General features: G+C 65.9%; 1 protein-coding gene. It reads right to left on the bottom strand.

Annotated features, from left to right (window positions below):
- A partial coding sequence (locus tag ABID26_RS37000; protein WP_354418434.1) for a VCBS domain-containing protein occupies nt 1-1,351 on the bottom strand: 1,351 nt, incomplete at both ends.

Raw genomic sequence — 1,351 nt, 5'->3', positions numbered from 1 at the left:
GCGAGATCCTGGAAGCCTGAACCGGGGTTGAAGCTGAAGGTGCCGTCGTTGTTGTTGACGACGCTGCCTTCCGTCGGCTGCGAGGTGATCGTGTAGTGGAGCGTCGAGGGATCGTCGTCGGCATCGGGGTCGTCGCCGGAAAAGGCGCCCGTCACAGCCAGCCCGTCCTCGGTCGCCGAAAGGAGAACGTTCTGAACCACGGGCGCAGTGTTTGCTACGGGAGTGATTGTGACCGGAATTTGCCCGCTAGCGCTGGCGCCCGCCGCATCAGTCACAGTGATTGAAATGATGTCGTCTCCTGGGGTCGCTTGGTAGGGGCCGTAGCCGAGTGTCTGAAGCGAGGCGTTCACTTCCGCTAGCGTACCCGTGACCACGACCTCGGGTGTGCCGGAGCCGACCACCTGGCCGTACTGACTGCCGAACGACTTGCCCAAGGCGGTCAGATAAGCCCCCAAACCTCCCGTAGTCGCGAGCGTCACCGTGAAGGTGTCGCCGGCATCCGGATCGGTGACGATAATGCCTGTGATTCCGATCCCGCTGTCGGTGGTCGTGGACTGCGCACTAGGAATGGCAAGCGTCGGCACGTCGTTGGTGCCGTGGATGGTGACGGTGACGAGCTGGCTGGCGGTGCCGTCGGAGGAGACCGCGGTGAAGCTGTCGGTGAGGCTCTGCCCGGCGCCGAGCTGCTGGATCGCCGTCTGCGTGTTGTCGGCGCTGTAGGTCCAGCTGCCGTCGGCGGCGAGCGTGAAGGTGCCGAAGCCGTTGCTGCCGGCAACGCCGGCCTGCGCCGCGAAGCTCGACTGGCCCTGGTCGACATCGGCGATGGTCAGCGCGCCCGAGGCGTTGAGGTGGCTGCTGGCGTCGACCGCAACGTCCTCCGTCACCGCGCCGCTCGACACGCCGCCGATCACCGGCACGTCGTTGGTGCCGGTGACCGTTACCGTGACCGTTCCGGTGTTGGAGACCGCGCCGTGGCTGTCGGTTGCGGCGTAGTTGAACGCCACCTGGCGCGTTGCGCCCTCGGCGAGATCCTGGAAGGCTGAGCCGGGGTTGAAGCTGAAGGTGCCGTCGTTGTTGTTGACGACGCTGCCTTCCGTCGGGTGCGAGGTGATCGTGTAGTGGAGCGTCGACGGATCGTCGGCGGCGTCCGGGTCGTCGCCGGCAAAGGCCCCGCTCACCGCCAACCCGTCCTCGGTCGCCGAAAGAAGAACGTTCTGCACCACCGGCGGGTGGTTGATAGCGGGCGGCAGGACACTATACGTCCCACTGGCGTCGACGATGGTTTCGATGGAGGATGTGGCGAACAGGGCGTCGCGCTGCTCGGCGGTGAAGTTGAAGCCGTTGGCGACGA

This window comes from Mesorhizobium shonense (assembly GCF_040545255.1).
GTDB lineage: Bacteria > Pseudomonadota > Alphaproteobacteria > Rhizobiales > Rhizobiaceae > Mesorhizobium > Mesorhizobium shonense.
This window is presented reverse-complemented; position numbering and strand designations above follow the sequence as displayed.